A 25090-nucleotide genomic window follows, 5' to 3' on the forward strand; every position below is an offset into this window, starting at 1 on the left:
TTAGAGGTTGAGAGTTAAGCTAGAAGATTAAATTGATCGTCTAGTCTTAGCTCTCATCTGGCATTTAACCCAATAAAAGTCCATTCTTTCGACAGTTTTGAAGATCAACTGGTAAACTGGTAATTGATATAAATATAAGGAAACGTTGACGATATGGAAAGCGTTGCATATATCTTAGTTTTGGCTTTGGGGATTGGAGTGCTATTTTTTGCGATCGCCTTCCGGGAACCTCCTCGGATTGGAAAATAGACAATCAAGTTTTTTTGTTGGAGATTCGCCAAATTCTCCATAACATAGCACCGATCAAATCAAATATAAACAGACTTCATGGGGCGAGGGAAAATTCTTTTACCTTTTGAAGTCTGTAATCAGGTTTTTCTCCAAAAAATTCTGTTCTCTTCACTCAAGTTCCAGGGAGTGACCCGTTTAAGGAAGTCCCCACTTGAAGATCGATAGTTATGCAATGTCCTGTTTGCCAACACACCAGTAGTCGGGTTTTAGAGTCTCGCTCCGCAGAGTCGGGTAAAAGTATTCGCAGGCGGCGAGAATGTTTGAATTGTAAGCATCGCTTCACGACCTATGAACGAATAGAATATGTTCCAATTACCGTCATTAAGCGAGATGGTAAGAGAGAGTCGTTTGATCGTTCCAAGTTGTTACGAGGTTTGATTCGCGCTTGTGAAAAGACCGGGATTGAAACAGGCGCTTTAGAGACAGTGATTGATGATATTGAAGCTGAACTCCAACAACGGGCTGTCCGAGAAGTTTCGAGTCAGGAAATTGGAGAATTGGTTCTAGAACAGCTACAATCGGTGAGTGAAGTGGCTTATGTCCGTTTTGCATCCGTTTATCGAAAGTTTCAAGGAATTCGAGATTTTGTCGAGACCTTAGATCACCTTAAAAGTTACCAGACTCATCGTGATTCAACTCAAGACTCAGAGGAGTCTCAGTCGTTACAACCCGGATCTTCTCAGTTGAGTTCGTTAAGTCGTTCATCCTCATCAGACGAGGAAGTTGATCAAAATCCACCTCGCCAGCAAGAGGCTATTTTTCCTTGATTTTCGAGGAAGAAACTATCCATATTGTCTCTCCAAACGGACTGCAACCCGAGATTGGGTTTGAGAGGTTCAATCTCTTAACACAAAACTCTGTCGGTGTGGCATAATAGTAATGCTCTGACCAAAAATAAGCGGGATAAAAGCTTCGCCCTTTCGGGTGATGAACTGTAAAAAAATCTCGGCTTCTGCCAAGATAATATATCAGTCGCCGAAGGGCTACCGGAGACTCTAAACGGACGTGGAGGACTTGTAAGACTACCGTAATCGGTAGCAGCATCCTGCGAAGTGTCAACCCACCGAGAGGCGAAAAGCCTGGTAGGAATCATCGTCCTAACAGACGGTGAGGAGGTCAACTAAGACTAATCGACATAACCGTAGAGTTACAGTTACAAGACTGCTTATTCCTTACTTTTTGGCAATCTCCAGTCAAGAGTAGGAAAATTCGTTAGAGTTGATTAGCTATAGTTCTATAATGGATCTAAGCTTAGTTAGACCCAACTTTTTGTCCTGCCCTCACTTCAAAAGAGGCGCAGGTCAAAGCAATTAGAGTGAGGTTGAACGTCACCTCAAAACTTGGGATCTTCCAATGCCTAATCTGAATCTAAAGATCAAGCAAATGGAAGAAAGGCTCTAAGTTGTGTCAAAAACTACTAAGGAGAGAAAATCTAGGAAACAACTCGCATGATCAATCAGAAAACCAATCAGAGAGATGTGGGCTTTACCCACGAAGATTTTGCCGCCCTACTCGATCAGTATGACTATCATTTTAGTCCGGGAGATGTGGTTGCCGGGACAGTGTTTAGTTTAGAACCTAGAGGCGCTCTGATTGATATTGGTGCTAAGACCGCAGCTTATATTCCCCTCCAGGAAATGTCAATTAACCGGGTGGAGAGTCCGGACGAAGTATTACAGTCCAACGAAACCCGTGAATTTTTCATTCTGACCGACGAAAACGAAGATGGGCAGCTTACCCTGTCGATTCGTCGGATTGAGTATATGCGAGCCTGGGAACGAGTTCGTCAACTGCAAGCAGAAGATGCAACGGTTAGATCCCAAGTCTTTGCAACCAACCGAGGTGGTGCTTTAGTCAGAATTGAAGGATTACGGGGTTTTATTCCCGGCTCCCATATTAGTACCCGTAAGCCCAAAGAGGAATTAGTCTCAGAAGAACTCCCTCTGAAATTCTTAGAAGTAGACGAAGACCGAAATCGACTGGTATTGAGTCATCGTCGTGCTTTAGTTGAGCGGAAGATGAACCGACTCGAAGTCGGAGAAGTTGTGATCGGAACAGTACGCGGAATCAAGCCCTACGGTGCCTTTATTGATATTGGAGGCGTAAGTGGCTTGCTGCACATCTCCGAGATTTCTCATGATCACATTGATACACCTCATAGTGTCTTTAATGTTAATGATGAGGTGAAAGTAATGATTATCGATCTGGATGCAGATCGGGGTCGAATTTCACTCTCAACCAAGCAGCTTGAACCCGAACCGGGAGCAATGGTGAAAAATCCTGAGCTAGTATATGAAAAAGCTGAGGAGATGGCGGCTAAATTCCGGGAGAAAATGCTAGCTGAACAGCAAGGAACCGATGCTCCTACAGGCGAAGCAGAGGTCGAGGAAGCAGATATTCCGTCCGCAACCGAAAATGATGAGGTCGAGGAAGTAGTCGCAGACACCGAAGTTGGGGAAACGACGACAGCAGAGGTGAAAGAAGCTGAACCCGAGGCTGAACCCGAGGCTGAACTCGAGGCTGAACCTGAGGCTGAACCTGAAGCTGAACTCGAGGCTGAACCTGAGGCTGAACCTGAAGCTGAACTCGAGGCTGAACCCGAGGCTGAACCCGAGGCTGAACCTGAAGCTGAACTCGAGGCTGAACCTGAAGCTGAACTCGAGGCTGAACCTGAAGCTGAACTCGAGGCTGAACCCGAAAAAGAAGAAGAAGAAGAAGCTTCCGCTGTTGCTGAATCTTAGAGACGCTCAGGTTTTAGGGAAGAGGGAATGTCCCTCTTTTTTATGCCTGTTGAGCAATCAGACTCACGTTTTAGGGAGAGTTTTGCTTGGTTAAAATTGAGGTTCAGGGCGTTACCTTTGAGAAAATTAAGGCTGTTATTTTTGATAAGGACGGCACGTTAGAAAATTCTGAAAACTTTTTGAGAAATCTGGCCCAGAAGCGATCGCGTTTAATTGATGCGAAGATTCCAGGTATTGGAGATCCGCTGTTAATGGCGTTTGGTGTTGATGGTGATCAAATCGATCCGGCTGGGCTAATGGCAGTGGGTAGTCGGCGAGAAAATGAAATTGCTGCGGCTTCCTATGTAGCGGAGACAGGACGGGGATGGTTAGAATCATTGGAAATTGCGCGTCAAGCTTTTGATGAAGCTGACCAGTATATGAAAGATGCACCTCCGTCACCCCTGTATCCTGGGAGCTTAGAGGTGTTGGAGTCTCTGGCCAAAGTTGGATTGAAATTAGCAATTCTTTCGGCGGCTCCCCAACGAGAAGTCGAAGCATTTGTCAAACGCTATCAACTCGCAGACTATATTCAAGTTAAAATCGGTGTAGATCAAGGTTTGAGTAAGCCTGATCCGGCTTTATATTTGCAAGCCTGTAAAGATTTAGATGTACTCGCTTCTAATACTCTGATGGTTGGAGATGCGGCAGTGGATATGGATATGGCGAAACAGGCAGGAGCAGCCGGTTGTATTGGTATAAACTGGAAATCCCAAAAAGCTATTAATTTGTACCGGGCAGATGTTATGATTACACAGCTCGACGAAATCCAAGTTCTCCAAACTACGGACGATTCCCGCTAGCTGAGAAGTCAGAGTAAGGATGTGGTTAAATCCTTGCCCTGTTTGCTTCTGGTAGAGTAACAGACCCATGCACAGGTTTGTGAATGACTCTAGTAAGTCAGGGTAGCTTGAATTGCGAGTTCAATCAAAAACTTCACAATCAACCAAGCTCTATAATAAGGAGGAACTCCCTTTGTCTCGTCGTTACCTTTTTTCATCTGAATCCGTTACTGAAGGGCATCCCGATAAAATTTGCGATCAAATTTCGGATGCTATCTTGGATGCTTTACTTGCTCAAGATCCAAAAAGCCGAGTTGCGGCTGAAGTCGTTGTTAATACAGGTTTAGTCTTAATTACAGGCGAAATCACTTCTAAAGCCCAAGTCAACTATATTGATATCGCCCGCAAAAAAATTGCTCAAATTGGCTATACTCATGCCGAGAACGGTTTTTCGGCCGATAGCTGTTCTGTTCTAGTTGCTCTAGATGAACAATCCGTTGATATCGCCCAAGGGGTGGATATGGCTCAGGAGACGCGAGAACATCTGAGCGAGGAACAGTTAGATGCCATCGGCGCCGGAGATCAGGGCTTGATGTTCGGCTACGCTTGTAACGAAACGCCCGAACTGATGCCTTTGCCCATCAGTTTAGCTCACCGTATTTCTCGTCAATTGACGGCAGTTCGCAAGAATGGCACCCTTCCCTATCTGCGTCCTGACGGTAAAACCCAAGTCAGCGTCATCTACGAAGATGGTCGTCCTGTGGGAATTGACACAATCTTAGTTTCCACTCAACACACTGCTACGATTGCAGGTATTTCTGACCCCGTTGCCATTCAAGCCCGAATCAAGCAAGATTTGTGGTCGGAAGTGGTAGAACCGGTATTTGAGGATATTAGCGTTAAGCCTGATGCCAAGACACGCTTTTTAGTGAACCCCACAGGTAAATTTGTGATCGGAGGTCCTCAAGGGGATTCTGGCTTGACCGGGCGGAAAATTATCGTTGATACCTACGGCGGTTATGCTCGTCATGGGGGCGGCGCTTTTTCCGGTAAAGACCCCACTAAAGTAGACCGTACCGCTGCTTATGCTTGCCGCTATATTGCTAAAAATATTGTGGCGGCGGGATTAGCCGATAAATGCGAAGTTCAGGTAAGTTATGCGATTGGTGTTGCTCGTCCGGTGAGTCTGTTCGTCGAAACCTTTGGTACGGGCAAAGTAGACGAAGACAAGCTGATTGAAGTTATTGAGAAGAACTTTGAACTGCGTCCGGCGGGAATGATTCAAGCTTTTGACTTACAGAATTTACCCTCTAAACGGGGTGGACATTTCTTCCAAGAAGTTGCCGCTTACGGTCATTTTGGACGGACTGACCTGGGTTTACCCTGGGAAAGAACGGATAAAGTTCAGATGTTAAAAGACGCTCTTTTACCTGTGTCTGCGGTTGGTTAATTGTCGTTATCTCCTCTATTTTAAGAGTGATAAAAATCTGATTGGTAGACAATCAAACCTGAAATCTGGCTTAATTTTTTAGATCGGATTTCTCCCTCTTTGAGTTGTCTGGTAGAATTTAAAACATTTTTAACGACTAGCTCTTCTGTACAGAAGGGCTTTTATTTTTGAGTGTTAGATCAAAGCAAAAGCCGGGAGGATTTGAGGAACTTTTTTAAGCCATTTTTAGTCATCAAATCGATAAATCGAAAATCAGACAAATGAAACCTCAAACCCCATTACTTCGGGTTGGTGATCCTGCTCCTTGGTTTTGCTTACCGACTCAAAATCAAGCCAATTTCTTCCTGCGTAGCAATGCCGGAAAACCGATTATTCTTTTCTTTTATGCTCAGGATGAAATTCCCGCTTGTCAAGAAATTTCCTGTCGCTTTCGAGATTTAATGCCGATTTTCAATCAATCGGATGTGCGGGTTTTTTCTATTAGTTCAAATCTCCCAGAATCCCGCCTAAAATTTTCTCAAGATCATCATCTTCCCTTTACTTTACTCTGCGATACTAACTTGGGAGTTAGTATCAAGTATGGAGTTTGTTCTTTAGATGAGAATGACCCCTCTAGTGTCTCCTATCATCGGACGGCTTTTTTACTCGATTCTAACTTACGAATTTTAAAGATTTATCCACTCGCTCACCTGGAAGAAGCGATTAACAAACTATTAGCAGATATTCCAATTCTAATCCGTCGAGAAGAACCCCGAGCGATTCAAATGCAAGCCCCTGTGTTGCTCATTCCTAACGTTCTCGATCTCAAATTTTGTCGCTACCTGATGGAAATTTGGGAAACTCGCGGCAACTCAGAATCGGGTTTTATGAAACAAGATGGAGAGAAAACAATAGGATATCTTGACCCCAGCCATAAACTCCGTCGCGATCATTTTATCGAAGATAAGTCTTTGATCAATTATATTGATTCTCTGATGCAGCAACGAGTTTTTCCAGAAATTAAACAGGCTTTTCAATTTGAAGTCAACCGTCGAGAATCCTACAAAATAGCCTGTTATGATGCCAAAGACGGTGGATATTTTCGTCCTCATCGAGATAATACCACACCGGGAACTGCTCACCGTCGCTTTGCCATGACGATTAACTTGAATGTGGAAGAATATGAAGGCGGATTTTTAAGATTTTCAGAACATAGTCCTCATCTTTATAAACCCGATACGGGGAGTGCAATTATTTTTTCTTGCTCTTTAATGCACGAAGCGACGGATGTAACCGCAGGTCGTCGTTTTGCTTTGCTGGCGTTTTTTTACAGCGATCAAGATGCCGAAGCCCGTCAAAAATACGAGGAGCGAGTACAAAATAATTACGAAAAAGTGATTCGAGTTTAAGCGTAAATATTCAAGGATTTTTCAGCAAGATCTCGACCAACGGTCACAGCAGCGGACAGACCCCCTTCGGGGAACCCGAAAGTCACGCAACTGCCGTTGGGCGAAGCCCACGCGCGCAGAGTACCCGGAGGGCGGAGTAATCTGTGACTCAGTTATTAATTTGAAACAATCCCTGTAAACTTATCTATCCATCAATAAAAATTAGAGGATAGACAGGTTGATTTACTCATTGGCGTTTTGAATACAGGGATTGATTTAATACTTTTAGTTTTTACAAGTTTTTCTGATAAAATCAGAACCAATTCATAAATTGTCTATCAAAATACGCTGATCTGGGGGAGCTTAAACAGGGGATAATTCCCGATCAGCTAATGATTGTAGCATCCTAACCTAAAACTGATCTTTGCATTAAGATTGTGTCTAGGTCGAAGGATTAGCACGTAGCTTTCAGATAGTCAGTCTACACCTCCGTAGAGAGAAACTATAGAGATGAATCTTCAATAAATGATCGTAACACAATTAAGCACATTACTGCTAGCAACTGTGCTGCCTTGCATTGCAACTTTAGTCACTCCAATGTCTGTTCAAGCTGAAATCTTGAGTAGTAATGGGAATACGGATGTGTTTGTTTTAGAAGCTCATGCAGCAACTAATAATGTTTATCAAGCACAGGTCATTACGAGCTTTGATTGGTTTACAGATGCAGATAAAATCGGACTCACGGGCGGACTAACCGAAGAAGAACTCGACTATATGGAACTGATTGATTTTGATGAAGATGGATTTTTAGATGATGCTGTGATTAAATTAAAATCAACCCAAGCCATTTTAGGTGTCGTTCTCAACGCTGATGATTTTGTACTCGAAGGAGAATTTATTCCGATTGTTTCAACGAAACCACCTATTACTTGTCTTCAAAAGGTAAATATTGTCAGCTGCAATTCCTCTAATGTCGATTAAATTGTGGCTTTTGATAACAATTATTAACAGAAAATTACTTCTGTTATTCTAACGAACAACAGCATCTACTCCAGTGATAAGCACATAGCCTGTTTTGAGCGTCACACCGTTGGTTTAGACAATAAAATGCGACACATCAGCTAAACTATAATAGCAGCTATCATTACGATTGGAAAAATGAGACATTTTGATGTTGTTGTTGTGGGAGCCGGGCCATCTGGTGGTCACTGTGCGAGACAGCTTGCCAAGTCGGGAAAAAAGGTCTTACTCGCTGAACAGCATCAAACCTTCGCACAAAATGACTTCTCTAGTGGTGCAATTCCGATAGAAACTTTAAAACGGTATAATCTTCCTTCTGATGTCGTCGGTAGTTTGTGGCAAAAAATTGTGATCATCACCACTAATATTCATCAGACTTGGGAATGCGATCGCCCTCGGGGTGTTGTGTTGAATTTTGCCAAACTGCGAGAATTTTTAGCACAAGAAGTTCAACGACAAGGTAGTGAAGTCTGGATGGGACATCGCTATATTCAATCTGATCAAGAAAACGGAAAAACGATTGTTGAGTTCAAACCTTATGGGAACAGTGAAACTGTTAAAGTATCAACTCAAGTTTTGGTAGATGCCACGGGTCAAATCCGAGCGGTGATGTGTCCATCTAAGCAACAAAATCTTCCCTATCTCACCGGAACGGGAACAGAATATTTAATCGAAGTTGGTAGCTCAGACTATCAAAAATATGCTCAAAAATTAACTTTTTTCTTAGGTCATAAATGGATGCCTAAAGGATATTCTTGGATTTTTCCGATGGAACCCAATCGTTTAAAAATCGGTTCTGCCCGATTGAATCGTCCTCATAAAATTGTCGAGAAAACCAGCTCTCTACGAACTTACATTGAACTGATTATAAATGATTATTTACAAGGAATTTCCTATAAAATTATTGATGTTCATGGTGGAGTCTTAAAATATTGTAGCGGTCTTCAAGACACCTATTATCGAAATAATGTGATCGCGATTGGAGATGCAGTTTCGACGGTAAATATGTTAGGAGGAGAAGGAATTAGACATGGAATAGAAAGTGCAGAAATTGCTTCTCGGTTTATTGAAGCTTATCTAGCTGGACAACAAGTTGATTTTAGTTCTTATCAGCAGGAAATGCACAAGACCTATAAAAAAACTTGGGATTGGTCGGAAAGAATGGGAATCAGTAAATACTTAGAATACAGTGATAAGTTAATAGATCGGGGAGTTTCTTATTTAAACCAATTGAGTACAGAGGAAATTTTACAGGTTCTTTTTGAATATAATTTCAACCCGATCTATCGTAGGATATTACCCTATCTACGGTACAAGCTATCAGCTAAGATTCGCAATTTAATAGGACAGGTTCGCTCTAGCTTCACTAACATAAATATCCTCAAAGGTGTAGACTAAAAGAAAAATTCTGGATTTCTATCCCTAACTTCCTATGACTTCTAGCCTCACTCAAGTTTATCCGATCATTTGGCAAGATGATCATGTTCTGCTGATTGATCAAACCCGTCTCCCGAAAGAGTATACTCGGATTGAAATTAGTCGCTATGAAGATATGGCTCGTGCGATTAAAACGATGATTGTTCGGGGTGCGCCCGCGATTGGAATTGCCGCAGCTTATGGAATATATCTCGGTGCGCGAGACATTCAGAGCGTAGATCGTCAGGAATTTTTTACTCAGTTAGAAGCAGTGGCAGATGTATTGCGTCGCACTCGTCCAACGGCAGTTAATTTGTTTTGGGCAATTGATCAAATGCTGAAAACAGCTCAAGAAACAAACGGATCAGTTGAACAGGTACAACAAGCGTTATTAGAAAGGGCAAAAGCGATTCATGCTGAGGATATCGAAACCTGTAAACTGATTGGAGATACAGGATTAAATGTTTTACCAACTTCTCCTCAAAAACTCAATATTTTGACTCACTGTAACGCCGGAGCATTGGCGACTGGAGGCTATGGAACCGCATTAGGGGTGATTCGTTCGGCTTGGCGAGAAGGACGCTTAGAACGAGTCTATGCTGATGAAACTCGTCCGCGTTTACAGGGGGCAAAATTGACAACTTGGGAATGTGTTCAAGACAATATTCCAGTCACTTTAATTGCGGATAATATGGCGGCGCATTGCATGAAGCAAGGTTTAATTCATGCTGTAATTGTCGGGGCAGATCGGATTACAGCAAATGGTGATACTGCCAATAAAATTGGCACTTATAGTTTAGCGTTAGTTGCCAAAGCTCACAATATTCCTTTTTTTGTTGCGGCTCCTCTCTCTACAGTTGATTTTAAACTAGAAACGGGGACGGAAATCCCGATTGAAGAACGAGATGTTAGCGAACTCTATGAAGTGGGTAATACTCGTTTATGTCCGACGGGAGTTGAGTTTTATAACCCCGCTTTTGATGTGACACCAGCAGAATTAATTGCTGCCATTATTACCGAAAAGGGAGCAGTTAAACCTGGGGAATTAAGAACGTTAAAGTAATTGTGGGTATAAAAACCCGGTTTCTCACAAGTGACCGGGTTTCTAGTGAGGGGAATAGGAAGATTTTATCCAACTCAGTTTGTAGTATGAGTAATTCTGTTCATTGCGATCGCCTCCTTGGGTTGATGGAATTTTCAATTGGTGCTACCAAATAGAACGCCGCTCTAAATGATAATTTTGTTCTAAGCGATGTAGACTCTCTGTGAAATCCTGTTGAATGTGGTGACGTTCTCCCGTCGGTAAGCTGTCGCTATACCGAGGGCTTCCCAACCTTACGGATAGGGCTTCCTGTTTCAAAGGGAGTGCAACCACTTAACCCTCTACAGGCAGAAGCGATGAGACCCACCGCTTTTTTGTACTGAACAATTCTGTACTCCTGCACGCTCCCTTAAGAGTTTTACCTTTTGACGGGCTAACTAGAACTTCTGAATTGAACCCCATACTCTATGTTGTTTTCATGGTGCTATCAGGTGCGTATTACCGCTACTCCTGATACAATCAGGAGTAGCACATAGAGGCACACAATGACAAGAGACAAACGGATAGTAGTTCGTGTAAATCACGAAGAGTACAACCGAATTAATGATTATGCTAAAAGTAAAAGCTATTCTGTTGCTGAGATTATTCGAGACTACATCAAGCGTTTACCGAAAAACCCTGATTAAACGGATGCTTCGCAGTTATTTGTTGGTCACAATTCCCCTGCCGTTAACATTCGTATAACGGGAGACCCCCTGCGACATTAAGTTGGACTTATCCAACTAAAGATTTAAGTATCCATCCGATGATGATCCCCAATCCTCCAAAGCGAACCGCTTGCCAAAAGGGTTCTCTGAGACTTCCCCAAGTAAACAAGCGACTTTCGAGGTTCAGTTCAATGGTTTCCAACTCAGCTTCTATTTGACGTAATTCTTCTCGCAATTGACGGGATCGGGTTTGACGCAATTCGGGGATCACTTCATCAATGCGGTTTTTCAGTTCAGCCTGACGGCGTTGATCTCGTTTGACTTGAGCATAACGCTGTTTGATTTCTAAAAGCGATCGCTCAATCTGAGATAAAGCTTGCTCAAACTCCTGATCTTCCGATGTCATCTGTGTTTTAACCGGATTATGTTTCGTGAGACTGATTCAGTATAATCGGGATCGGTTTATGGGTACAGTTTCTTGGCATAATTATAAATGCAAAGATGCAACTTACCCCAATCGCAATCTGATAAAAGGTCGTTTATGGTTAACTCGATCCCCAAATCAACTCACAATGATGAGGCTGCCAATAGTTCTCAGACAGGCTGCTTTGATGAGTATACAACCGAAGAACTCGCTCAAGCTTTAGCCGAACGTCTGGCAATCAACGATCAAGATTGGCATCAACTCAAATCTAATCGCCAAGCTCGTGCTAGCGAACAAATCATTGCTGCTCTTGTTTTTCTACTCAAAAAGCAACCCCAAGAAGTGATCCCTCGCCTGAATCAGGCAATCGGTTGGCTGGATCGTTCGATCTCCGCTCCTCCTTGTCCGACTCATGGTGTCAATTCATCTAAAAAACAATCTTGAATAGATTGAAATAATTGCTGTTATCATAGTGAGAAGCAGATTCGACAGTCGAGGCAGAATCTTACCCAAAAATTGAGGCTGAGTTTGACGCCCCTCCCGCTATAATTGACTAGGATCAACTGGAAAAGCAGTGTTTCTAACTGCTTTCAGTCTTTCCCTCTACTATTGTCTTATGTCTAACTTGTCGATTAAGAACTGACAATTTCCTTACAAATAGTTAATTCAGTTCCTTGGGAGTTCCATGCGACTCGATCAAAAATCTGGTGCAAGATATACAAGCCTCGTCCACACTCGTGATCATCGACAGGTAATTCGGACTCATGTCCTGTTTGATGTTCATCTAACAGAGGATTTCGACAAGGACAAGGAGGTCGAAACCCTGATCCTTGATCAGAGATAATCCACCAAAATTGATTTTTGACGATCGAGAAACGGACAACAATTGTTTTACTGGGGTCTAGCTTGTTGCCATGTTTGGCTGCATTGACCAGAGCCTCCTGAAGGCCTAAGCGCAGTTCCGCTTGCCAGCAATCAGGAATCTCTGCTAAAAGCAAGTCTAAAATGGGACACAGGTAGAGCGTAGAAGCAAAGCTAACTGTGACCCAGTTGCGTTTAACCGGACGCGATGATATGGCAATCACTCGGAAAACTCCCTGGCGTCATGGTGGATGATCAATTTCACACCCTGCATCAGTAGTAAACTTCCTTTCCGACGGGCGGATCAGACTTGAAGCTGGTCTTCAATTCACAGTTTTCCCTGACAGAGGATGAGATAATGAGACGGCTTCTTAGAGGGTACATTAACAAACATACCCTTGCCACGAATCTGAAAATAGAGTTACATGGCCTCAAGGCTAGTTGTACATACTGAATCAATTAAACTTTGACCTTAACGGATAAACTAATTGGGGATAGTTTATACCCGTATTTTGCGATCTTGATTCCCGTTTAGTCAAGCTAAAGGGAAAATTTTTCCTCTACTTGTAATTCTATCATTTCTCTGCGGTTCAGATGGTATGCCAGCAACTTCCAACTGTAAAACCCCCATTATGTGAGCAAATATGCTTTGAGAAACGACTTTCCCAACTCAGTTTAGTTAGAAAGTCCAATTGTTAAAATTTTCTCCTTACTTTAAGATTATCAAAACACTCACCAAAAAACACATCTCTGGAAAATTTTCCGATTAATCCCGAGTCTCCCTAATCCTTTTCATCCCTTGTCCAATCAGGATTTCAGGCTCCATCGCCTCCGTTCAAAAAAGACTGTACGATTGAATATCACTCCAGGTCAGACCCAAGCATTCTAAAATTGAAAAATAATAATCAACCTGAGTTTAGATCCATTAATACTATGCAAACAACTGTAACCGCTGATCCCCATCCAATCTCGGGTACTTATTGGAAGTGGCGAGAACAGTTAATTTATTACGTGCGGGCAGGTTCGCCTCAACCGGAGCGCCCCCCATTGTTACTCATTCATGGATTTGGAGCCTCAACCGATCATTGGCGCAAAAATCTCATCGGTTTGAGTGAAAACTTTGAGGTTTGGGCAATTGACCTACTCGGCTTCGGACGTTCAGCCAAGCCCAACTGGGAATATAGCAGCGATCTCTGGCGGGATCAACTGGATGATTTTATTACCGAAACCATTGGTCAGCCTGTTATTCTAGCGGGTAACTCTCTGGGTGGATATGCTGCTTTGTGTGTCGCCGCCCAACGTCCCAACTCCGCCCGGGGTTTGATTTTACTCAATAGTGCTGGGCCATTTACCGACACTGAACCCGCTCCACCTGCTCCGGCTTGGAAAAAAACCGCTTCGGGAAGTGTACGATGGCTATTCCAACAAAACTTGGCTAGCTATGTCGTTTTTCAATGGACAAGACGACGCTCAACCATTCGCAAAACCCTGAAAAAAGTTTATTTAAACCCTGATACTGTCACCGAGCAACTGGTTGAAGAAATTTATCGTCCTTCTTGCTCTCCGGGTGCAGCGCAAGTGTTTGCGTCGGTATTTAAAACCCGATCAGGAGAAAAAGTAGATGCTTTACTCAGTCTACTCTGTTGTCCATTGCTATTGCTGTGGGGAGAAGGTGATCCGTGGATAAACTGTCGCGATCGCAGTGCTAAGTTTCGCCAATATTATCCCCAACTCACCGAACACTTTCTCGAAGCGGGTCACTGTCCCCATGATGAAGTTCCTGAACAAGTCAACGAACTGATTAAAGCGTGGGTGATATCTGAGTGCGAAATTAGTAATACTAATAATAAAAACGAGGATGAATCCTCGGGTTGAGCTTTTCTTCGACGGGTTGACCGCCTTTGAGGTGTTGTTCAACAATAATCGCAACATCTTGGGGCTGAACTCGATAGTACCAGGTTTCATCGGGAGTCACCTTAACGGTCGGGCCAACACTACATTGACCCATGCAACCGCTAGCCTCAATGATCACTTCAGAGATCTGTGCATCTTGAAATGCTTGTAACACTTTTTGGGAACCCTGTTTCAGACAGGTTTGATTTTGACAAACCCTCACACAGCGAGGAGTCAGTTCAGATGGATTTGAACCTGAGTTGTCTACTTGAGTTTCTGGCATAGTCAAGGAAAATCGTGGATCTTTATGTCTTATTCCATTATGACGGATGGGATTTTTTGACTCAGGAATCGAGTCATCGCCAGCGGTGCCTGCATTCGGCACCAATTCAGATGCGGTGTACCGATGACCCCTCCCACATCTGGTAAAGCAATTGTCAAAGTTCGATTTTGGGTTTTTCCTCAGCTTTTGTGGAAAAAACTGTGGATAATTTCCTCGAAGTCTGTGGAAAAGGTTCAAAGGGCTTTAGTTATGGCGCTCAAGGGGTAGAGGTTGAACGGGTTTTCCACAAGTTTTCCACAGGATTAGTATTCGAGTGAATCAAATTGCAAACAAAACGATAAAATATAGAACTCGGTGTATTCATTCTGTGAATAACATTTCGGGGTGATAACGCCAGATCTCGATTGCTAATTTTTATCGAAACACTCAATCTTTACCCAGGTTAATCCATGCGATTCATCGTTGAACAAGAAAAACTAAGTTCTAATTTATCCTTGATTTCTAGAGCGATTCCCTCTCGTCCAACCCATCCCATTTTATCTAATATTCTACTCGAAGCCACTGCCGAAACCCAACAACTGAGCTTAACTGCTTTTGATTTAAGCTTAGGAATATATACTTCGATGAGTGCAGAAGTAGAAGTTGGGGGAAGGTTCACGCTACCTGCAAAATTACTCAATGATATTGTCTCTCGTTTACCGAATAGTCCGATTGCTCTCGATGACGATGCCGGAGAATCTATTATTACCTTAACTTCGAGTTCAGGACGGTATCAAGTTCGAGGAATGGGTGCCGAGGAATATCCCGCACTTCCCTTGATTGAAGATGGAGAATCGATTTCTATTCCGGCTGATGCTTTAATTGAAGGATTAAAAGGAACTTTATTCGCTACCAGTCCAGATGAAACCAAACAAGTTTTAACGGGAGTACATTTAAGAATTCAGTCTGAAAACTTAGAATTTGCCTCAACAGATGGTCATCGTTTGGCGGTTGTCAAGGCTGAATCCTTAAACGGTGATGACGGGTCAGAAAATATTTCAACGTCAAAAATTGAGGATTTTGAAGTCACAATTCCGGCTCGGGCATTACGAGAAGTTGAACGAATGATTGCAGCCGCCTCTCCCGGAAAAGAGGAATCAAAACTTATGGTTAAGCTGAGATTTGATGAAAGTCAAGTGATATTTGAAATCGGGAATCAACGCTTAAATAGTCGGAAATTAGAAGGTTCTTATCCGGCTTATCAACAGCTTATTCCTAATCAATTTCTCAATCAAATTAATGTAGATCGCCGAAATTTTTTGGGTGCGTTAGAGCGAATTGCAGTCTTAGCGAGTCAAAAAAATGATATTGTTAAATGCACGATTGATAACGATCAACAGAAAATTTCTCTGTCTGTAGAAGCGGCTGATGTGGGAAATGCACTCGAATCTTTATCGGCTCAAGTCTCAGGAGATGAACCCAAAGAACTCGCATTTAATGTGAAATATTTGATGGAAGGGTTAAAAGTTCTCAATACTTCTGAAATCCAAATTCAACTGAATGCGGCGACCAGTCCGGTGATTTTAAATCCTTTGGGAGGTGTAAAAATGACTTATTTAGTGATGCCTGTTCAGTTGAGAAATTAGAGAAAAAATCTAGAGAGAAATAAAATCCTCTACCCGAACTTGGTTAACAGGGATTCCTTGAAGGATTGCTAAACGTTCATTACCGAATTGAATGATAGTGTCTCCATTTTCTGAAGTTAAAGTGAGGCGATCAAAACTCAAGTTATCCTCTAAGACTAACCAATCTTGACCGACTTCAAAATCCGCGATCGCATCACTTACAAAACTTTTTTAATCTATAGATTTCTCAACGTTTAAAAGACAAGAAAAGATTGCTATGAAGTAATCAAGTAAAATCTCAAACAATCCCTCACCTAAACCAGATGAGGGAGTAACGAGTTAGCCTATTGTTGTGACTAATTTTGAGGGTTTATTCTTTGGCATGGGAATTTGAGTCTATGACGGGATGCAGAAGGGTTGAACGGAAATTTAGACGCAGTTCACTATTCAAATATCGACGTTGAAACAGTTGCCATTTTTGCCACGCCTGATAACGACTTTCTGTAAGTACACCCGCAAAAGTTGGCAAGACGGACTCAATATCAGACTTCAAAACATCCTTCATTACAGTTTCTAACACTTCGCTATCTTGAATATCACCCAAATATTCTTGAATGTCTTTCATGTCTTGCAAATAAGCGGAATAAGTCGCGCCGTAAAAATCACTAAACAAGTTCATCTGATAGCGAACTCGCTTGACTTGTTTGCGGAGATTATGAAGTTTCTCTCCTTCGGCTTGTAAAATCAGTTCTACTGTGGCTGAAGAAAACGGATTTGATCCATTTTGAGTGGATTCATTCGTCGGATTTGATTCGGTTTGAAGGTGTTCTATTCCAACTTGCCAACCCGGATGCAAAAAAAGTTTGCTGACTTCGGGTAATAATAAATCTGGTAAAACTTCCTCAATGGGTAATTGTTCAATTTTTGTATAACTTGGCAAGTCTAACCATTGTTGTAATACCTGTTTTAATTGCTTGTATTTCTTGCCTTCAATTGTCTTTTTCGTCTGCTTGAATGTTTGCTGACGTTGTTTGTCTAACTCTGAGACAACCTGCTTGAGTATTTTTTGCTCTTTAGAGGGTAAGTTTGGATAGTAACGCTGATGAAGTGCTTCGAGTAAAACATCTAAATCTCGCAATTGTCCTAAACAGCGAGAGACTTTTCCAATTTGTTTATTTTCTGCTGCTTCGGGTAATTCCAACACAGGGGCAAATCCTGTAATTGCAGAACGTAAACGCCGCATACCGACCCGCATTTGATGAAGTTCTTCGGGATCTTTGTCTGCTAAAACTTCGGGTTCGTGCTTGAGAACTTTCTCTAAATGTTGCTGAATTCCTAGTGCAGCCCAGTCTCCTAATGTTTTAACTTTCTGTACAGTGGTTGTGGTCATTTTTACCTCTTGAAATCGAATCATTTCGAGTAAATGATTCAGTTCTACTCTCATTATTATAACAACTCTATTTAGGATTGTTTTACAAAACTTTATTTGTATTCGCTATCTTGTTTAACCGAATAATTGTTGGCTTAGTTATTGTCTACAAAATTTACCATTTCATCCTTTTGGTAGATCTCGATTTTAAATCCTTCTTCTGGTGTTGGAGGTTGAAAATATTGGGTAATCGCTTCAAATTCCTCGTCAGTTGTAAATGCAGAACCTTCTGGCTGATCTTTACTTCTTATTTTAAGTTGCTGTTTACAAAGTTCATTGGATGCAATAATATAGTGAAGGAGATGATTGACTCCTACTGACTCAAATATCGAACGAAACCAATTCCGTTGTGATGGAGTATTTCCCGGAAAATCAAGAACAATTGAGACTCCTTGTAAGAGAAGATGTTGAAGATGGGGCGATAGGATTGTTTTCAATCGGGATGAGTATTTGAGATAATCAGAAAACTCATTGATTTCTTCTGAATAAAGCTTAGATAACCAAATATCTTCTGAAATCAATACTGCATTATTTTCTTGAGCAAGAGTTTGAGCTAAAGTAGATTTTCCACTCGCCATTTTGCCACAAAAGAAGTGCAATGTTGGTTTTTGATTCATATCGATGACCTATGACTTATTTCCAATTGGAAGATCAAAAAAGTTTAATCTGTTACCCGTTTTACAACAAATTAAAAAAGTCAACGCCTATTTCATTGAGTAACTAGGAATACTGTCGGTTGTTTACTGATATGGCTTTTTTATTGACTCAATAGGTGATCTCAGAACTACTACTTAAACACATCTTAACTTAATTGTCAAGCAGATGTGCTTTGATCGAGTTAGGGATAGAATAGAAGGACGTAGACTCTTAGCTAGGGACGTAGACTCTTAGCTAGGGCTGCCGATCTTTTCCCTAGAGCCTGAGACAGAACTCTGTCACGAACCAAAGCTCGTTTAATCAATTTGGGTGCTGAAATTTGTATAGACAAAAATGTGTAAACATCTGCTATGAATTTTGCAAACCTCTCAAACTCCTCCTCTAACAACGTCATTCTGTGTAGCTACAAAAATCAAACCTCCCAATTGCAAGTGTTGCGAATTTCCCATTCAAAAACAGGCTGCTTTGAGTGTGTCGCTTTTCCATTTCAACATTTACTTTTTGAAGCGGAAGACCAAGCAAACTTGGAAGTGTATTATACTGCTTGTTGCGACTCTATTGAAATGAAGGAGATTCCCTGTATTAGCCTCAAAGTCAACGAGATTCCCTGAAATCAAGTTCAATAAGAAGGCGAATTTTGAGATAAGATTCAAAGGGATTCATCCTCTCATCTGAAGAATAGACTGTCCGATGAATTTTCTCTCTGTTGATTCCTGTAAATTAACTTCTTGATGGGTTGCATCTATGTCAACTCCTGAATATAAATCTCAAGAGCGACCTCAAAATCAGCAAGACAACAGTTATCAACCTCTGTCTGATCAATTTTTAGTCTGTGGCTTAGGAGGAATGGGACAACATTGTGTCGCCGCACTCAAAGCCTATGGAGTCAGAGTCAGCGCTATTGAATTAGTACATTCTGAACAATGGGAAATCTCCAATTTCCCCAATTTATTAGAGCATTTAATCATCGGAGACTGCCGTGATTCTACTCTACTCAACCAAGCAAACATTCAACAATTTCGCTGTGTATTAATCGTCACTTCCAACGAACGCATTAATGCCGAAACCGCCCTAATTATTCGCAAACTCAGCCCTCATTCCCGCTTAGTTGTCCGTTCTTCAAAAGAAAATCTGAATCAACTTCTTAGTAAATTGTTAGGCAACTTAGTCGCCTACGAACCGACTCAACTCCCGGCTTTTGCCTTTGCTTTAGCCGCCTTGGGGACTGAAGTTTTGGGATTTTTTAACTTAGAGGGCTACCGCATTCAAATCATTCAACGCCAACTAAGTCCAAGTGATTCTTGGTGTAATCGTTCGAGTTTACAAGATCTCAATAGTCGCAGTCGTCGTCTAATTTGTCATCTTCCTAAAGGTTCATCTCAACCCTTAAAAGTTCACGCCTGGGAACCCAATATTCAGCCCTCGGCAGGTGATACGATTATCTATGTTGAAGTGGTTGAACAATCATTTTCTCGATTCTCTCAAACTACAACACCAACAACAACACCCTCTTTTAGACACACCTTACGAGACTTATTCCGACATTTAAGGTGGCAGTCTCTCCAGCAACAAATCATTCAATATTGGCAACAAAGTGAACAACAACCCCTGCGACGAGTTGCCCTTTTTTGTGGTGTATTGGTTTTTGTTTTGTCGATCATTGGGACGCTTTTGTTTCGTTATTATTACCCTCAAACCACTTATTTGAGTGCTTTTTATGGTGTGGCAATTTTGCTCTTGGGTGGTTATGCAGATATTTTCGGCAAGTTTGAACCCATTACTGACATTCCGGGGTGGTTACAGTTATTTGCTTTGGGGCTAACTTTAGCCGGAACTGCTCTCGTTGGGGTGTTGTATGCGTTGTTAACTCAAGCCCTTTTAAGTGCAAGATTTCAACTCACTCGAAAACGTCCACCCATTCCTCAAAGTAACCATCTAATTATCATTGGTTTAGGTCGAGTTGGTCAACGGATAGCGGTTTTTTTACAAGAGTTTAAACAAGCGATTGTCGGAGTCACAGAAAATGCCCAATTTGACTTGACTTTATTACCCTCTATTCCTCTAATTATTAGTAATTATGCAGATGCTCTCAATAAAGTTAATCTCTCGACGGCAAGAAGTGTTGTGATTGTGACGGATGACGAGATTTTAAACTTAGAAATTGGCTTGATGGTACACAATATTAATCCTCATTGTCATGTGGTGATTCGGACAATGGAACAAAGTCTCAGTGACAGTTTAACTCAGTTATTACCTCATACTCAGGCGTTGTGTGCCTATGAAGTAGCTGCTGAAGCCTTTGCCGGAGCCGCATTTGGTGAAAATATTCTGAATTTATTTCGTCTGGGAAATGATACGATTTTGGTGACAGAATATCAGATTGAAGCGGGAGATACGTTGAATGGGTTACTATTATCAGAAGTGGCTTATGGCTATGGTGTCGTACCGATTTTACATCAATCAAGAGACAAATTACCTCGGTTTATTCCTTCTGATGATATTCTACTTTCAGATGGCGATCGCATGGTCGTCTTAGCAACAACAGAAGGATTACGAGCCGTTGAACAAGGGATCAATGTTGTCCCAAAAACAACAAAAGTTCATATTAAAAAAGCACGCACATCCGATGCTGCTTTTGAAGGAGCAAATGTGATCGTAAGAATTTCGGGCTGTAAACTCAGTCTGGCTCGAAACTTGATGAATCATCTACCTGCAACTTTACCGATTCCACTGTATAAACAGCAAGCTCATCGTTTGGTACAAGAACTGATAAAATCCCAGGTATTTGCTCATATTTTATAATAACTTATGGATTCACCGACGCAAATTTTTTGTAAAATTTAACCCAATAATAATCTAAAGATATTTCTCTGTTAATGTTAAGCTTCCAAACTATGAATAGTCAAAGTAAAGGGGGAATTTAGAAGTGTGGTCAAAGAAACTGCGGTGGAAGTGATTGATCTCACCAAAACCTTCAAGGGTAAAACGGCTCTGCAAAAGGTCAGCTTTACCGTAAAAGCAGGGGAAATGGTCGCGTTGGTTGGGGCTTCGGGTTCAGGGAAGTCAACGCTTCTGCGACATCTCAACGGTTTAGAACGGGGCGAGAGTGGTGTCGTCAAAGTTTTTGATTGTTCTCTACAATCTGAGGGAAAATTTCACTCGAAAATCCGACAATTGCGAAGCAACATGGGTTGTATTTTTCAGCAGTTTAATCTCGTGAAACGTTTAACCGTAATCGAAAATGTCCTCGTTGGTAATTTAGGTCAAATTTCTCTTGCCCGTTCAGCCATTCGTTATTTTACTAAAGCTGAAAAAATACAGGCTTTATCTGCGTTAGAACGAGTCGGTATTTTGGATCAAGCCTACAAACGTGCTTCTCTATTATCAGGAGGGCAGCAACAACGGGTGGCAATCGCTCGCTGTTTAGTTCAAGGCGCTCGGATTATTTTAGCAGATGAACCGATTGCTTCGCTAGACCCCGAATCGGCTCGGAAAGTGATGGAATTGTTGGGCGAATTGAACCAAGAAAACGGAATTACCGTGATTAGTTCTTTACATCAAGTGCAGATGGTTCAGCGCTATTTTTCTCGTGCAGTCGCTCTGAAACAGGGAGAAGTTATTTTTGATGGATCAACATCTGATCTTAATCAAAACCGACTCAATCAACTCTATGGAAGTGCGGCTCAAGAATTAGTTTTAAGCGGACATGGAGAATGAGTTTAAATCTCAATTTCCGATTTCAGCCCTAAAAATTGTCAATACATCACTCAAAGGAACAAATGGAAAGACGCAACTTTTTAAAATCTACTTCTTGGTTTATTTTATCGCTCGGCGGAGCAAAACTCCTCGCGAGTTGTTCACCCAATTCGACTACTTCTGAAACTCCAGTCAATTCAGAAACAGCAGAAGCAGAAGCGGTTGCTGATACTAATGCCAAAACCCAGCCGTTATCAGATCTTAAAGAACTGAATTTTGGGATTATTTCTACCGAGTCTCAAGCCAACCAAAAACCCATTTGGGAACCGTTTATTCAGGCTATGTCTGACGAACTCGGAATCCCGATTAATGCTTTCTATGCAACTTCTTATAACGGAGTCATTGAAGCAATGCGTTTTGGACAAGTTCATCTGGCTTGGTTGGGTGGAAAATCCTATATTGAAGCGGCGAAAATTGCTAATGCAGAAGCTTTTGCTCAAACTGTCGGCCTTGATGGTTCTAAAGGTTATTACGCTTATTTAATCACCAATAAAGACAACCCAATTGCGTCACAAATTGTGAACGAAGATGGCGATCAATACGTGATTAAAAATGCCCCTGATCTGACTTTTGCTTTTAATGATCCTAACTCAACTTCAGGTTTCTTAGTTCCGAGTTATTATGTGTTTGCCAAAAACAATGTCAATCCAAAAAAAGCATTTAACAAACTGGTTTTTTCAGGAAGTCACGAAGCCACAGCTTTAGCCGTAGCGAATAATCAAGTTGATGTAGCGACAAATAATAGTGAATCCCTAAGTCGTCTAGAAAAAACTAACCCAGCCGCACGTGAAAAAATTCAAGTGATTTGGACTTCTCCTGAAATTCCCAGCGATCCGATTGCCTATCGTCGAGACTTACCAGAGGAGTTGAAAACAAAAATTAAAGATTTCTTCTACAATTACAACGATGAAACGGTATTAGGGCCGTTAGAATGGTCGAGTTTTATTGTTGCAGATGATAAAAATTGGAATGCTATTCGAGAATTAGAAATTGGGAAGCAAATTATGGAAGTTCAAGAAGATGAAAATATGGATACAGCCGAAAAAGAGAAAAAACTCAATGAGTTGAACCAACAGTTAACAGCACTACAAGGTTAATTCTATCTATTGTTTATCCCCAATCACCCCCAATGTTGGGGGTCACGGGGGCGGGGGATTTAGGGGGATCTTTAAAGTAAATTTAGAGGGATCTATTCAATCTTTGAAAGGTTTTAAGCATGAAAAATAATTATCAAAAATTCCAATCTTCCTATTCATCTGTTGAATTATTGGTATCTCCTGCTGTTTTAGAAACCCTATCTCAAGAACAAAAAAGAGTCACAAAAACTCGGATTTTATTTCTACTCGGAGCAATCTGTTTGCTCATTTTTGCCTATGTGCAGAGCGAACTCAATTTTCCCTTATTGTTTAGAAATAGTGGCAATATGGTCGAGTATACTCGCTCTTATTTTCCCCCAGATTTTTCAGACTGGCGATTTTATTTAGAAGATACTATCATCACCATTTCGATGGGACTTTGGGGAACGTTAATGGCTGCAATTGCTGCTATTCCACTCTCATTATTAGCATCAGAAAATGTATGTCCAGTTTGGATAGTACAGCCCATTCGTCGTTTATTAGATGCGATGCGAGCGATTAATGAAATCGTGTTTGCATTAATTTTTGTGGTAGCGGTTGGTTTGGGGCCGTTTGCGGGAGTTTTAGCGTTATTTGTGAGTACAACAGGCACACTCGGAAAGTTATTTTCTGAAGTTGTAGAATCTATTGATCCCGGGCCAGTGGAAGGAATTCGGGCGACAGGCGCTCAAAAAATTCAAGAGATTATTTTTGGTGTTGTTCCGCAGGTAATGCCGTTATGGACTTCCTATATTTTGTATCGATTTGAGTCGAATGTTCGTTCGGCTTCGGTATTAGGAATTGTGGGTGCGGGAGGGATTGGGGTTTCGCTTTATCAAAGTTTCCAAGCCTTTCAGTATCAAAAAGTGTGTGCGATTTTAATTATTTTGATTGTGGCGACATCGACTATAGATTTTCTGTCATCAAAACTCCGAAATTGGCTAATTTAATCTCAAAGTGAACAAGTAAATAATCAAGCAATCCTCAATTCTTTCTGAGTGCTTTTATGGGTTATTCTGAACACCGTCGGTAACTTTCTAGTCAAGTGTTAAAATCTAGTTCAGTATATCCACTTAAAATTTAGGAATTAGACATGGTACAGATGATTGCTTTTTTGATGCTAGGACTAGCCACCGGAACCATTAGTGGGTTAATTGGCATTGGAGGAGGGGTTTTATTAACTCCAGCCCTAGTTTATTTCTTTGGATTTTCTCAACATTATGCACAAGGAACAACGCTAGCCTTATTAGTCCCTCCAATTGGTCTTTTGGCAGCCTGGACTTATTATCAAGAAGGTTATGTTAACATTAAAGTCGCGCTTTTAATCTGTATTGGATTTTTTCTGGGCGGATTTTTGGGCGGAAAACTAGCAGGCTTAATTCCCGAGTTGTACTTAAAACGTATATTTGGTGTCGCAATGTTGATCGTTGGATTTAAGATGATTTTATCGAAATAAATCCCCATCCAAAATTAAACAAAATTTAACCCAGGAATTAATAGAGTTTAACCTAAATTGATTAAGGTCACAAGTAGATGGCGAGGAGTCTATTGTGATTTTTATCAAGATATTCTGTGTTGCTATTCTCCTACTCCTGTTAGGAGACTTAATTTCAACGTTTTGCTACCACGTCCCCGAACACATTTTTGGTAAGTTCCATGCTGTTGTTCACCATAGTCCAAACCGTAGCTTTGTTCGCTATGCTATTTTGACTAAAAAACCTGTCGCTTTGATCACGGGTTTTTTTGGGGCATTTCCTTACTTAATGTTTATTCCTCTATTTTGGATTATCTCACCGATTGGTACAATTTTAGGATTAATTTTGGCAGAATGTCATGTGGAGTGGAGACACGTTTCTCTACAACACTGGCAAACCCCAACTCGAGTTAAATGGATTTGTAAAATTTTCTGTATTACAACCCCCGAACGACATTGGGAACATCATCTCAATTCTAGGGTTGCCTTTGGTGATATCTTTACCTTTTATGACAAACCGGCTCAAGCTTGGTTTAGGGTTTTGTTGAGATGGAAAAAGATGTTCCGAGCCAGATACAGTTAAAGTTTAGTTCAGATTCAAATTCATTCAAACTCAAATTATAATTTAGATGATCGCTTGGAATTGAGAGTATCTAACAACTCGTTTTCAAACACCAATTCCATGCGATCTCCCCGAAATCGTGTGATACCATATTCGATAATCCGACCATCTTGATCG

The 25090-nt window shown here is 41.4% G+C and carries 26 protein-coding genes; 20 read left to right on the forward strand and 6 right to left on the reverse strand.

Annotated features, from left to right (window positions below; genetic code table 11):
* Positions 1-153 precede the first annotated feature (153 nt).
* The 9 genes from M595_RS18595 (at position 154) to mtnA (ending at position 10169) form a co-directional block, all read left to right on the forward strand.
* Entirely contained in the window at positions 154-249 is a 96-nt protein-coding gene (locus tag M595_RS18595) for a photosystem II reaction center protein T (protein ID WP_009787282.1), read from the forward strand.
* Positions 250-458: 209 nt separating this feature from the next.
* Positions 459-1058 (forward strand): transcriptional regulator NrdR, encoded by a 600-nt coding sequence (nrdR, locus tag M595_RS18600; protein WP_023067957.1) that lies wholly within the window; start codon positions 459-461, stop codon positions 1056-1058.
* Between the two features lie 681 nt (positions 1059-1739).
* A complete protein-coding gene (locus tag M595_RS18605; RefSeq protein WP_023067953.1) occupies positions 1740-3032 on the forward strand; it encodes a 30S ribosomal protein S1 in 1293 nt (430 codons plus the stop codon).
* 86 nt (positions 3033-3118) lie between these two features.
* The gene (locus tag M595_RS18610) at positions 3119-3874 is read left to right on the forward strand and encodes an HAD family hydrolase (protein WP_023067937.1); all 756 of its coding nucleotides are present in this window, start codon (positions 3119-3121) and stop codon (positions 3872-3874) included.
* Positions 3875-4046: 172 nt separating this feature from the next.
* On the forward strand, positions 4047-5303 hold the full coding sequence (metK, locus tag M595_RS18615) for a methionine adenosyltransferase (protein WP_023067932.1): 1257 nt from the start codon (positions 4047-4049) through the stop codon (positions 5301-5303).
* 260 nt (positions 5304-5563) lie between these two features.
* Positions 5564-6691: a redoxin domain-containing protein gene (locus tag M595_RS18620; protein WP_023067956.1), complete on the forward strand. Its 1128-nt coding sequence runs from the start codon at positions 5564-5566 to the stop codon at positions 6689-6691.
* Between the two features lie 504 nt (positions 6692-7195).
* On the forward strand, positions 7196-7651 hold the full coding sequence (locus M595_RS18625) for a hypothetical protein (protein ID WP_040484334.1): 456 nt from the start codon (positions 7196-7198) through the stop codon (positions 7649-7651).
* Positions 7652-7828: 177 nt separating this feature from the next.
* On the forward strand, positions 7829-9088 hold the full coding sequence (locus M595_RS18630) for an NAD(P)/FAD-dependent oxidoreductase (protein WP_023067955.1): 1260 nt from the start codon (positions 7829-7831) through the stop codon (positions 9086-9088).
* Between the two features lie 34 nt (positions 9089-9122).
* A complete protein-coding gene (gene mtnA, locus M595_RS18635; protein ID WP_023067924.1) occupies positions 9123-10169 on the forward strand; it encodes an S-methyl-5-thioribose-1-phosphate isomerase in 1047 nt (348 codons plus the stop codon).
* Positions 10170-10313: 144 nt separating this feature from the next.
* Here the strand turns inward: mtnA and M595_RS31230 are convergent, their stop codons facing one another.
* Complete coding sequence (locus M595_RS31230) at positions 10314-10481, reverse strand: hypothetical protein (protein ID WP_161809824.1); 168 nt, start codon at positions 10479-10481, stop codon at positions 10314-10316.
* Between the two features lie 212 nt (positions 10482-10693).
* Here M595_RS31230 and M595_RS29415 point away from each other — a divergent pair, with 212 nt between their 5' ends.
* A complete protein-coding gene (locus tag M595_RS29415; protein WP_023067926.1) occupies positions 10694-10834 on the forward strand; it encodes a YlcI/YnfO family protein in 141 nt (46 codons plus the stop codon).
* An 88-nt stretch (positions 10835-10922) separates the two neighbouring features.
* Here M595_RS29415 and M595_RS18640 read toward each other — a convergent pair whose 3' ends face one another.
* Positions 10923-11261: a sll0565 family protein gene (locus tag M595_RS18640; protein ID WP_023067958.1), complete on the reverse strand. Its 339-nt coding sequence runs from the start codon at positions 11259-11261 to the stop codon at positions 10923-10925.
* A 135-nt stretch (positions 11262-11396) separates the two neighbouring features.
* On the opposite strand from M595_RS18640, the gene M595_RS18645 reads away from it, so the two are divergent.
* Complete coding sequence (locus M595_RS18645) at positions 11397-11723, forward strand: DUF6439 family protein (protein ID WP_023067941.1); 327 nt, start codon at positions 11397-11399, stop codon at positions 11721-11723.
* A gap of 188 nt (positions 11724-11911) precedes the next feature.
* Here the strand turns inward: M595_RS18645 and M595_RS18650 are convergent, their stop codons facing one another.
* On the reverse strand, positions 11912-12364 hold the full coding sequence (locus M595_RS18650; RefSeq protein WP_023067942.1) for an ATP-binding protein: 453 nt from the start codon (positions 12362-12364) through the stop codon (positions 11912-11914).
* A 709-nt stretch (positions 12365-13073) separates the two neighbouring features.
* Here M595_RS18650 and M595_RS18655 point away from each other — a divergent pair.
* Positions 13074-14015: an alpha/beta fold hydrolase gene (locus tag M595_RS18655; protein WP_023067960.1), complete on the forward strand. Its 942-nt coding sequence runs from the start codon at positions 13074-13076 to the stop codon at positions 14013-14015.
* Here M595_RS18655 and M595_RS18660 read toward each other — a convergent pair.
* Positions 13981-14316, reverse strand: coding sequence for a (2Fe-2S) ferredoxin domain-containing protein (locus M595_RS18660; protein WP_023067922.1), 336 nt, complete (start codon positions 14314-14316; stop codon positions 13981-13983). The two genes, M595_RS18655 and M595_RS18660, sit on opposite strands and share 35 nt — an antisense overlap.
* A 449-nt stretch (positions 14317-14765) precedes the next feature.
* Between M595_RS18660 and dnaN the strand changes: the two genes are divergently transcribed.
* On the forward strand, positions 14766-15941 hold the full coding sequence (gene dnaN, locus M595_RS18665) for a DNA polymerase III subunit beta (RefSeq protein WP_023067920.1): 1176 nt from the start codon (positions 14766-14768) through the stop codon (positions 15939-15941).
* A 349-nt stretch (positions 15942-16290) separates the two neighbouring features.
* Here the strand turns inward: dnaN and M595_RS18670 are convergent, their stop codons facing one another.
* On the reverse strand, positions 16291-17364 hold the full coding sequence (locus M595_RS18670; protein ID WP_023067954.1) for a CHAD domain-containing protein: 1074 nt from the start codon (positions 17362-17364) through the stop codon (positions 16291-16293).
* 80 nt (positions 17365-17444) lie between these two features.
* Positions 17445-17966, reverse strand: a complete 522-nt coding sequence (locus M595_RS18675) for a P-loop nucleotide/nucleoside kinase family protein (RefSeq protein WP_023067934.1) — start codon at positions 17964-17966, stop codon at positions 17445-17447.
* Positions 17967-18356: 390 nt separating this feature from the next.
* Here M595_RS18675 and M595_RS18680 point away from each other — a divergent pair, with 390 nt between their 5' ends.
* From M595_RS18680 to M595_RS18710, 7 genes are all read left to right on the forward strand, one after another.
* Positions 18357-18617: a DUF1830 domain-containing protein gene (locus tag M595_RS18680; RefSeq protein ID WP_023067944.1), complete on the forward strand. Its 261-nt coding sequence runs from the start codon at positions 18357-18359 to the stop codon at positions 18615-18617.
* Between the two features lie 133 nt (positions 18618-18750).
* Complete coding sequence (locus tag M595_RS18685) at positions 18751-20808, forward strand: potassium channel family protein (protein ID WP_023067951.1); 2058 nt, start codon at positions 18751-18753, stop codon at positions 20806-20808.
* 126 nt (positions 20809-20934) lie between these two features.
* Positions 20935-21723, forward strand: a complete 789-nt coding sequence (gene phnC, locus M595_RS18690; protein WP_023067933.1) for a phosphonate ABC transporter ATP-binding protein — start codon at positions 20935-20937, stop codon at positions 21721-21723.
* A 62-nt stretch (positions 21724-21785) separates the two neighbouring features.
* On the forward strand, positions 21786-22859 hold the full coding sequence (gene phnD, locus M595_RS18695; RefSeq protein ID WP_023067928.1) for a phosphonate ABC transporter substrate-binding protein: 1074 nt from the start codon (positions 21786-21788) through the stop codon (positions 22857-22859).
* A 119-nt stretch (positions 22860-22978) separates the two neighbouring features.
* Positions 22979-23827, forward strand: a complete 849-nt coding sequence (phnE, locus tag M595_RS18700; protein WP_023067925.1) for a phosphonate ABC transporter, permease protein PhnE — start codon at positions 22979-22981, stop codon at positions 23825-23827.
* Positions 23828-23970: 143 nt separating this feature from the next.
* Complete coding sequence (locus M595_RS18705; protein WP_023067919.1) at positions 23971-24333, forward strand: TSUP family transporter; 363 nt, start codon at positions 23971-23973, stop codon at positions 24331-24333.
* A gap of 94 nt (positions 24334-24427) precedes the next feature.
* Complete coding sequence (locus M595_RS18710; RefSeq protein ID WP_023067959.1) at positions 24428-24934, forward strand: sterol desaturase family protein; 507 nt, start codon at positions 24428-24430, stop codon at positions 24932-24934.
* Positions 24935-25090: the final 156 nt, after the last annotated feature.

The organism is Lyngbya aestuarii BL J (assembly GCF_000478195.2).
GTDB lineage: Bacteria > Cyanobacteriota > Cyanobacteriia > Cyanobacteriales > Microcoleaceae > Capilliphycus > Capilliphycus aestuarii.